The organism is Pseudomonas sp. JV245A, from assembly GCF_032424515.1.
In the GTDB taxonomy this organism is placed as follows: domain Bacteria; phylum Pseudomonadota; class Gammaproteobacteria; order Pseudomonadales; family Pseudomonadaceae; genus Aquipseudomonas; species Aquipseudomonas protegens.
In genome coordinates, this window is sequence record NZ_VYKE01000187.1 from 1 (window position 1) to 8,405 (window position 8,405).

The window sequence follows — 8,405 nt, forward strand, 5'->3', positions numbered from 1 at the left end:
AACTGCCGGTGGAAGGCGACTGGCAGGCGGCCCGGCGCAAGCTGCCGGCCGAGCAGCAACCGCCAATGCGCACCTACACCATTCGCGCCCTGCGCCTGCAGCCTGCGCAAATGGATGTGGATTTCGTCCTGCACGGGGTCAACGGCCCGGCCTCCGCCTGGGCCACCCATGCCCGGCCCGGCGACCGCCTGCAGATGGTGGTGCCGAACAAGGCCTACAGCGGCGACCCCGGTGGTTATGAATGGCTGCCGCCGGCGGGGATCCGCAAGGTGCTGTTGATGGGCGATGAAACCGCGCTGCCGGCGATTGCCGGCATTCTGGAAGAACTGCAGGGTTATCCGGACCATCCGGATGTGCAGGCGTTTATCGAAGTGCCCTATGAAAGCGATTGCATCGACCTGCGCTGCCACCCGCTGGCGCGGATCAACTGGCTGCCCCGGGACCTGCTGGGCGCACGCCATGGCGAAACCCTGATCCATGCCGCCCGGGAGCTGGCCGAACTGCCGCCGGCCAACAGCCAGCGCCGGCCGATCAAGGTTTCCGAACGCAACGACGAACAGCGCCTCTGGGAAACCGCCCAACCGGCGGACAACGATTTCTACGCCTGGGTGGCCGGCGAGTCGGCCACGGTGATGAACATTCGCCGCCACCTGATCAACGAGCGCGGCCAGGAGCGTCGCAACCTGACCCTGATGGGCTACTGGCGCCTGGGCAGTTCCCTGGGTTGAGCCCCACCAACCGCCCCACCCTCTTCCCTGTAGCCGCAGCCGAGGCCGCGAAGCTGCACAAAGGCCCGCCGGGCCTTGCTTGGCGATCGCCAGCCGAACCCCTGGCGAGCTCAGGATTTTTGCGCCCCTGCGGGCCGTGCGCAGCCTGCGCCAGCGGCTACAGGAAGCAAGTGTGTAGCCGCTAGGAAACCGCGGCTACCGGTTGCAGGTGGCGGCGGCGATGCACCTCCAGATGGCCCTTGAGCAGGCTCAGCACCTTGGCCTCGTGCTCGTGGATGAAGAAGTGCCCGCCCGCCAGCATGTCCACCGAAAAACTGCCGTGGGTTTCCTTGCTCCAGCCGATCAGTTGCTCGGTGGTGGCGCGATCCGTCTTGCCGCCCAGCACATGCACCGGGCAATTGAGCAGTGGCCGTTGCACCGGGCGAAAGCGCCCGCACAAGAGAAAGTCGGCCCGCAGGATCGGCAAGGTCAGGCTCATCAGTTCCTGGTTGGCCAGCACTTCTTCACTGGTGCCGTTGAGGGTGCGCAACTGTTCGATCAGTTGCTCATCGGTCTTGGGCTCGGCAAACCCCCGGTCGTATTCGGTGCGCAGGGTCGGCGCAGCAGTGCCCGAGGCAAACAGCGCCACCGGCTCCGGGCACCCCAGGGCGCGCAGGGCATGGGCCAGTTCGCAGGCCAGCAAGGCGCCCAGGCTGTGGCCGAACAGGGCGTAAGGGGTGCGCAGCGTGCCCCGGATTTCCAGGGCAAGCTGCCGCGCCAGCTCGCGCATGTCGGTGTGCAGCGGCTCGGCATAACGGGCGCCACGCCCGGGCAGCTCCAGCGGTTGCAGGTGCAGCCACTGCGGCAGCTTGCGGCGCCAGCGGCTGTAGACCATGGCGCTGGCGCCGGAATACGGCAGGCACAGCAGGTTCAACTGAGTCACGGTTATTCCCTCGACGGATGGACGCTAAAGAAACGCAGCACGAGGGGAACAAATTAGTCCACCGATCACCTCAGCGCATGCGCCGATAGCTCTGCAACGCCGCCCCCAGTACCACCGCGCCGCCCGCCAGGGCCAGCCAGAAGCCGCTGCGGGCGCCGAACTGGTCCACCAGTGCTCCGGACCCCGCGGCCCCCAGGGCCACGCCGATGCTCAGGCCGGTGACCAGCCAGGTCAGGCCCTCGGTGAGCTTGGCCGGCGGCACGCTGCGTTCCACCAGGGCCATGGCGACGATCAGGGTCGGCGAGAAAAACAGCCCGGCAACGAACACCGCCAGGGACAGGCCGAGGATGTTGCTCGCCAGCAGCAGCGGCAAGGTGGTCAGCGCCGTGGCGATGCCGCCGTACATGAACAGCCGGGGCAAGGGCGTGGCCAGTTTCAGGGCGCCAAAGGCGATGCCCGCCAGGCATGAGCCGATCGCGTACACCGAGAGCACGATGCTCGCCGCCGCCGGCTGCCCCTGTTGCTGGGCGAAAGCCACGCTGACCACGTCCACCACCCCGACGATGGTGCCCATGGCGGTCATCAGCAACAGCAGCAGGCGGATTTCCACCGAGCGAATGATCGAGCCAGCGTGCCCTTCCTCGTGAGGATGGACCGGCGGCTCGGTGCTCTTCTGCATGACGAACACACTGACCCCCAGCACCAGCATCAGCAGCGCCGCCAGGGGCCCGGCTTCGGGAAACAGGCCGACGCTGAGGCCCACCGACAAGGGCGGGCCGACAATGAAGCAGACCTCATCGAGCACCGACTCCAGGGCATAGGCGGTCTGCAGCTGCGGCTGGCCGCGGTACAGCTCGGTCCAGCGGGCACGGACCATGGCCGACATGCTGGGCATGCAGCCGGCCAGGGCGGCGCAGAGGAACAGGGTCCAATGCGGGGCCTGCAAGCGGGTGCACAGCAGCAGGGCCAGCAGCGCCCCACCCCCCAGGCCGGCGGCCAGGGGCAATATCCGGCTCTGGCCGTAACGGTCCACCAGGCGCGATACCTGGGGCGCGCAGAACGCCGTGGCCAGGGCGAACGTCGCCGCCACCGAACCGGCCAGGGCGTACCCGCCGTGCAGTTGAGCCAGCATGGTGATCAGGCCGATGCCGGTCATGGAGATCGGCATGCGCGCGATCATCCCGGCCAGCACAAAGGCCCGGCTGCCGGGGGCCTTGAACAGTTCGCGGTAGGGGTTTGCCATTTACAACGACTCCTTGGGGGGCTGCAACTTGCCACAAAGGGCAGGCACAGTAGAAACACATACGCCTCGTATGTTAAAAATCATGTAAACATACGCCTCGTATGTCAACCCGCCATTTGTTGGAGAACTGTGTCCATGAGCAGCCGCCCACGCGCCGCGATGATCGAGCAAACCCGCGCCAGGCTGATTGCCAGCGCGCGCCAGGCCTTTGCCCGCCAGGGCTACGCCAAGACCTCGATGGACGACCTGACCGCCGAAGCCGGGCTGACCCGGGGCGCGCTGTATCACCACTTCGGTGACAAGCAGGGGTTGCTGGCGGCGGTGGTGGAGCAGATCGACAGTGAAATGGATGAGCGCCTGGAGGCCATTTCCGCAGCGGCCAGTGATCCCTGGCAAGGCTTTGCCCAGCGCTGCCGGGCCTACCTGGAAATGGCCCAGGAAGCCGAAATCCGCCGCATCGTCCTGCAGGATGCCCGGGCCGTACTGGGGCAACGGCAGCCAGCCGAGGAACACTGCATCGACTCCCTCAGCCGCCGCCTGCAAGCGCTGGTCGAAGCCGGGCTGATCACGCCCGCGCCGAGCCAGGCCCTGGCGCGCCTGATCAACGGCAGCCTGGTGGACGCGGCGCTGTGGATCGCCGCCGCCGAGCAGCCCGGGCAACGCCTGCAACAAGCCCTGCAGGCGCTTGAGCTGCTACTGCGCGGGCTGCAACCACCGCGCTGAACTGAACTCCTGAACCGCGTCCGGGGTCAGCACAACAGGGGCCACTGATGCGTTGCGTGTCGCATGGGCGCATCAGCCCCGGCCTTCGACAGCGGCGACAGGAGTGCAGTGCATGCAGATATCCCTCGACCAGCAGGTAGCCCTGGTCACTGGCGCCAGCTCCGGCATTGGCGCCGCCACCGCAATCGCCCTGGCGGCGGCCGGTGCCAGCGTGGTGCTCAACTACAACTCCCAGGCCGCGCCGGCCGAGCAGTTGGCCGCGCGGATCAATGCCGAAGGCGGCCGGGCCATTGCCATTGGCGCCGATGTGGCCGATGAGGCCCAGGTCGAGGCGCTGTTCGCCCAGGCCATCGAGGCCTTTGGTTTTCTCGACATCCTGGTGGCCAATTCCGGCCTGCAAAAGGATGGGCCGGCCGCCAGCCTGAGCCTGGACGACTGGAACCGGGTGATCGGCGTCAATCTCACCGGGCAGTTCCTCTGTGCTCGCGCGGCGCTGAACATCTTCCAGCGCCAGGGGGTGCGCGCCGGGGTGTCCAAGGCGGCGGGCAAGATCATCCACATGAGTTCGGTGCACCAGTTGATTCCCTGGGCCGGGCACGTGAATTACGCGGCTTCCAAGGGCGGCGTGGACATGCTGATGCGCACCCTGGCCCAGGAAGTCAGCCAGCAGCGGATCCGCATCAACGGCATCGCCCCGGGGGCGATCCGCACCGCCATCAACCGCACCGCCACCGAGGGCGCGGCAGAGCAGGAACTGCTCAAGCTGATTCCCTACGGCCGGGTCGGCGACCCCGAGGATGTGGCCAATGCCGCGCTATGGCTGGCCTCGGACGCCTCCGACTATGTGGTCGGCAGCACCCTGTTCATCGACGGCGGCATGAGCCTCTATCCGGAGTTTCGCGGCAATGGCTGACCAGCATCCCACGGCACAACGCCCCATCGACGCCCACGGCATCATCGGCGACATGCGCAGCGCCGCCCTGGTCGACGACCAGGGCAGCATCGACTTCTTCTGCTGGCCGGAGTTCGACAGCCCGAGCATCTTCTGCTCGCTGCTGGACTCCCCCGCCGCCGGGATCTTCGAACTGGCACCGGTGCTGGCCGACGCCCGGCGCCAGCAGATCTACCTGCCCGACAGCAACGTCCTGCAGACCCGCTGGCTGGGAACCGAGGCGGTGGTGGAAGTCACCGACCTGCTGACCATCGACGACGACCCCGAGCAGCTGCCGCTGCTGATCCGCCGGGTACGGGTGGTCAGCGGCCAGGCCACCCTGCGCCTGCACTGCGCGCCGCGCCTGGACTATGGCCGGGCCGCCACCGGGGCACGACAGGAAGGCGACTCGGTGTGCTTCGAAGCCCCCGGGCAGCCCGGGCTGCGCCTGCTGGGCGACCAGCCGCTTTACCTTGAACGGGACTCGGCCCGGGCCGAGTTCGTGCTGCAACAGGGCCAGGGCGCCGAATTCATCCTCGGTGGCGTCGACGATCTGCGGGTGCGGCACGGCGATAGCGAGCTGCACCTTACGCGCACCCTGAAGTTCTGGCGCGACTGGATCGGCCAGTCCAACTACCGCGGCCGCTGGCGCGAGATGGTCAACCGTTCGGCCCTGGCGCTGAAACTGCTGACCTCCAGGCGCCATGGCGCGATCCTCGCGGCGGCCACCTTCGGCCTGCCGGAAAGCCCCGGCGGCGAACGCAACTGGGACTACCGCTACACCTGGGTACGCGACGCCTCGTTCACCGTCTACGCCTTCATGCGCCTGGGTTTCGTCGAGGAGGCCAACGCCTACATGGGCTGGCTGCGGGGCCGGGTCAGCGACTGCCATGGGCAACCGATGAAGCTCAATATCCTGTACGGCATCGACGGCCGCCAGGAGTTGCCGGAGACCGAGCTTGGGCACCTCTCCGGGCACGGCGGCGCGCAACCGGTGCGCATCGGCAACCAGGCCTACGACCAGGTGCAGCTGGATATCTTCGGCGAGCTGCTGGATGCGGTGTACCTGGTGAACAAGTACGGCGAGGCCATCTCCCACGAAGGCTGGAAACACACGGTACAGGTGGTGGACCAGGTCTGTGACAGCTGGCAGAGCAAGGATGTGGGCATCTGGGAGATGCGCGGCGAGCAGCACCACTTCCTGCACTCGCGGCTGATGTGCTGGGTGGCGGTGGACCGCGCCATCCGCCTGGCCTCCAAGCGTTCGCTGCCGGCCCCCTTCGCCCGCTGGGACCAGACCCGGCAAGCCATCTACGACGATATCTGGAGCCGGTTCTGGAACCAGGAGCACGGGCATTTCGTCCAGCACATCGGCAGTACCGCCCTGGACGGTTCGATGCTGCTGATGCCCCTGGTGCGCTTTGTCAGCGCCAAGGACCCGCGCTGGCTGGCGACCCTGGATGCCATCGAAAAGAGCCTGGTGCGTGACGGCATGGTCTACCGCTACCGCAATGACGACAGCCAGATCGACGGCCTGGCCGGCACCGAAGGCGCCTTCGCCGCCTGCTCGTTCTGGTACGTCGAATGCCTGGCCCGCGCCGGGCGCCTGGAGCAGGCGCACCTGGAGTTCGAGCAACTGCTGCGCTATGCCAACCCCCTGGGCCTGTACGCCGAGGAGTTCGACAGCCACGGCCGTCACCTGGGCAACACGCCCCAGGCCCTGACGCACCTGGCGCTGATCAGCGCGGCAAGTTTTCTCGACCGGCGCTTGAGTGGCGACAAGAGCGTCTGGCAACCTTGAGCCCGGCCCCGGTGCTGAGACCGGGGCGCTCTTCCCTTGGTGCCCGACAGAAATGGAACTCGCCCCATGCCCGACTCGCCGATCATCGCCGTGATGATCCATGCCGCCGACTGGCGTGCCGCCACCCATTGGTACGCCCAGGCCTTTCCCCAGGCCCGCCGGGTCCTGCACGAGCCGGATGATTTCGGCCATTTGCAGCTCGCGGGCCTGTCCCTGGAAATCGTCCCCTGCGACGCCAAGGTCGGCCAGGGGCCGGCGGGCACGGTGGTGTACTGGCAGGTCGCCGATCTGCCCGGCCAGGTGCAGCGCCTGACCGGGCTGGGTGGGCGCCTGTATCGCGGGCCCATGGTCATTGAAGGCGGCGACTCGATCTGCCAGGTGCAGGACCCCTGGGGCAACTGCATCGGCCTGCGCCAGCCGGCCCGTTTGGGGCAGGCGTCATGAACCAGGTGCTGCTGATCATCGACGTGCAACCCTGCTTCAACCCTCCGCAGTGGCTGGTGGACGGCATCAACCGCCTGCTCGGGCGCATGCCCTCGGTGGCCACGGTGGAGCGCCATGATGAAAGCCGCACGCCCTTCGCCCGGCAACTGGGCTGGCAGCCGGCGGTGGATGACCAGAGCCTGGTGGCCGCCGACAAGGTCTTCATCAAGCACGGCTACGGGCCGACGACGGAGATTCTCGAGCACCTCAAAAGCCTCGCCCCCGAGCGCGTGCTGGTGTGCGGTATCCAGACCGACACCTGCGTGCTGGCCGCAGGTTTTGCCCTGTTCGATGCCGGCTTGCAGCCGACCCTGCTCACCGACCTGACCGTGGGTTCGTCCCTGGACCGCAGCGGCGGCCTGGGCATCGACCTGTGGCGGCATCACTTCAGGCACCTGGCCCGCAGCGACGAACTCTAGGGGCCGGCTTGCGGGCCCCTTCGCTGGCAAGCCAGCTCCTACAGCCCTCAGGTGGTAGCGCCGTTGCGTAGGAGCCGGCTTGCCGGCGAAGGCGATCTTGCGGGCCTCTTCGCTGGCAAGCCAGCGCATACAGCCGTCAGGTGGCGGCGCCGTTGCGTAGGAGCCGGCTTGCCGGCGAAGGCGATCTTGCGGGCCACACAGCGCTAGAGTCCACATTCGCGCTCCCTCACCAGGCCCCTCATGAGCTTCACCGTCGGCCTGCGCTGCTACGTGCACATCAAGGGCCCCGAACCGTAGGGCCACAGTTCCCTGGAAGACATCCGCCGGCTGCTGGCGCGACGCCCACGGGCTGCATGCCGCTGCGGCTTGAGGACAGCACGCAAGTTTTGCGCTAGCTTTTCCCGGCCCACCGGATCCGGAGTCGTCATGCCCAGCCCAGCCTCCCTGCACCAGGTCAGCACCCCCAGCCTGCATATCGCCTATGAGGAACATGGCCCGCGCAACGGCGAGCCGGTGATCCTGCTCCACGGGTTTCCCTACGACGTGCGGGCCTACGACGAGATCGCCCCGCCCCTGGCCGAGCGCGGCTATCGGGTCATCGTTCCCTACCTGCGGGGCTACGGCCCGACGCGCTTTGCCAACGAACAGGTGATGCGCTCCGGGCAGCAGGCGGCCCTGGCCCGGGACCTGCTGGAGCTGATGGACGCCCTGCACCTGCCCCAGGCCACCCTCGCCGGCTACGACTGGGGTGGGCGCGCCGCGTGCATCGTCGCGGCGCTATGGCCGCAGCGGGTCAAGGGCCTGATGAGCGCCGACGGCTACAACATCCAGGACATTCCCCGGGCCATCGAGCCCCGGGCGCCGGAGACCGAGCTGCGGCTGTGGTACCAGTACTACTTCAATACCCAGCGCGGGGTGGACGGCCTGACGGCCAACCGCCGGGAATTCTGCGAGCTGTTGTGGCGCCTGTGGTCGCCAACCTGGAAACAAGGGCCCGGGCTCTATGGCCTGAGCGCGCCCTCCTTCGACAACCCGGACTTCGTCGCGGTGGTGATCCATTCCTACCGTCATCGCTTCGGCTATGTGCCGGGCGACCCGGGCCTGGAAAGCATCGAGCGGGCGCTGGAGGCGCAACCGCCGATCCGGGTGCCGACC

At 67.7% G+C, this 8,405-nt stretch carries 9 protein-coding genes; 7 read left to right on the top strand and 2 right to left on the bottom strand.

Features of this window, described 5'->3' with window-relative positions:
• On the top strand, nucleotides 1-728 hold a 728-nt coding region (locus F6S12_RS28010), incomplete at its 5' end, for a siderophore-interacting protein (RefSeq protein ID WP_315869567.1).
• Between the two features lie 181 nt (nucleotides 729-909).
• Here the strand turns inward: F6S12_RS28010 and F6S12_RS28015 are convergent.
• Nucleotides 910-1,650, bottom strand: a complete 741-nt coding sequence (locus F6S12_RS28015) for a thioesterase II family protein (protein ID WP_015636428.1) — start codon at nucleotides 1,648-1,650, stop codon at nucleotides 910-912.
• 70 nt (nucleotides 1,651-1,720) lie between these two features.
• The gene (locus tag F6S12_RS28020; RefSeq protein ID WP_011062379.1) at nucleotides 1,721-2,893 is read right to left on the bottom strand and encodes an MFS transporter; all 1,173 of its coding nucleotides are present in this window, start codon (nucleotides 2,891-2,893) and stop codon (nucleotides 1,721-1,723) included.
• A gap of 135 nt (nucleotides 2,894-3,028) precedes the next feature.
• Here F6S12_RS28020 and F6S12_RS28025 point away from each other — a divergent pair, with 135 nt between their 5' ends.
• From F6S12_RS28025 to F6S12_RS28050, 6 genes are all read left to right on the top strand, one after another.
• Nucleotides 3,029-3,616: a TetR/AcrR family transcriptional regulator gene (locus F6S12_RS28025; RefSeq protein WP_093410246.1), complete on the top strand. Its 588-nt coding sequence runs from the start codon at nucleotides 3,029-3,031 to the stop codon at nucleotides 3,614-3,616.
• 112 nt (nucleotides 3,617-3,728) lie between these two features.
• Complete coding sequence (locus tag F6S12_RS28030) at nucleotides 3,729-4,529, top strand: glucose 1-dehydrogenase (protein WP_011062381.1); 801 nt, start codon at nucleotides 3,729-3,731, stop codon at nucleotides 4,527-4,529.
• Entirely contained in the window at nucleotides 4,522-6,348 is a 1,827-nt protein-coding gene (locus F6S12_RS28035) for a glycoside hydrolase family 15 protein (protein WP_041119264.1), read from the top strand. Before F6S12_RS28030 ends, F6S12_RS28035 begins: the two co-directional genes overlap by 8 nt.
• A gap of 66 nt (nucleotides 6,349-6,414) precedes the next feature.
• Complete coding sequence (locus tag F6S12_RS28040; protein ID WP_011062383.1) at nucleotides 6,415-6,792, top strand: VOC family protein; 378 nt, start codon at nucleotides 6,415-6,417, stop codon at nucleotides 6,790-6,792.
• Nucleotides 6,789-7,250, top strand: a complete 462-nt coding sequence (locus F6S12_RS28045; RefSeq protein WP_041119266.1) for a cysteine hydrolase family protein — start codon at nucleotides 6,789-6,791, stop codon at nucleotides 7,248-7,250. Before F6S12_RS28040 ends, F6S12_RS28045 begins: the two co-directional genes overlap by 4 nt.
• A 426-nt stretch (nucleotides 7,251-7,676) precedes the next feature.
• The coding region (locus F6S12_RS28050; protein WP_315869568.1) for an alpha/beta fold hydrolase at nucleotides 7,677-8,405 on the top strand (729 nt) is incomplete at its 3' end.

Excerpts from the sequence above, each read along its gene's own strand:
- F6S12_RS28030 (WP_011062381.1), top strand. The coding sequence starts at position 3,729 with ATGCAGATATCCCTCGACCAGCAGGTAGCCCTGGTCACTGGCGCCAGC.
- F6S12_RS28035 (WP_041119264.1), top strand. The coding sequence starts at position 4,522 with ATGGCTGACCAGCATCCCACGGCACAACGCCCCATCGACGCCCACGGC.
- F6S12_RS28020 (WP_011062379.1), bottom strand. The coding sequence starts at position 2,893 with ATGGCAAACCCCTACCGCGAACTGTTCAAGGCCCCCGGCAGCCGGGCC.
- F6S12_RS28040 (WP_011062383.1), top strand. The coding sequence starts at position 6,415 with ATGCCCGACTCGCCGATCATCGCCGTGATGATCCATGCCGCCGACTGG.
- F6S12_RS28045 (WP_041119266.1), top strand. The coding sequence starts at position 6,789 with ATGAACCAGGTGCTGCTGATCATCGACGTGCAACCCTGCTTCAACCCT.
- F6S12_RS28025 (WP_093410246.1), top strand. The coding sequence starts at position 3,029 with ATGAGCAGCCGCCCACGCGCCGCGATGATCGAGCAAACCCGCGCCAGG.